Below are 369 nucleotides of genomic sequence, written 5' to 3' on the forward strand. Positions count from 1 at the left end.
CCCCCGGGCAGCTGCCCGGGGCCCCTCGTGACGTGCGGTGGAACGCGGTCAGCGTCCGGCGAGCTTCTCGCGCAGCGCGTTGAGCGCCTCGTCCGAAGCAAGCGACCCGCCGCTGGCAGCCGGAGCGCTCTCGCCGCTGCCGCCCTCGGCCGCGTCAGCCGAGGCCGCGGGCTCCGAGCTGTAGGACGTGGCCTCGCCGGCCTCTGTGGCAGCGGCCGCGTCGGCCTTCTGCGCGTCCTCGAGCTGCTTGCGGTGCGCCTCGAAACGCTCGCGCGCCTTGGCGTAGCGCTTCTCCCACTCCTCGCGGGCCTCGTCGAAGCCCTCGCGCCACTCGTTGGTCTCCGGGTCGAAGCCCTCCGGGTAGATGTA

The 369-nt window shown here is 74.0% G+C and carries 1 pseudogene; it reads right to left on the reverse strand.

Going from position 1 to position 369, the window contains the following annotated elements:
* Positions 1-48: 48 nt before the first annotated feature.
* Positions 49-369 (reverse strand): annotated as a pseudogene (gene rpsA / locus ACFFCN_RS17020) (30S ribosomal protein S1); the annotation flags it as partial.

Source organism: uncultured Jatrophihabitans sp. (assembly GCF_964246335.1).
In the GTDB taxonomy this organism is placed as follows: domain Bacteria; phylum Actinomycetota; class Actinomycetes; order Mycobacteriales; family Jatrophihabitantaceae; genus Jatrophihabitans.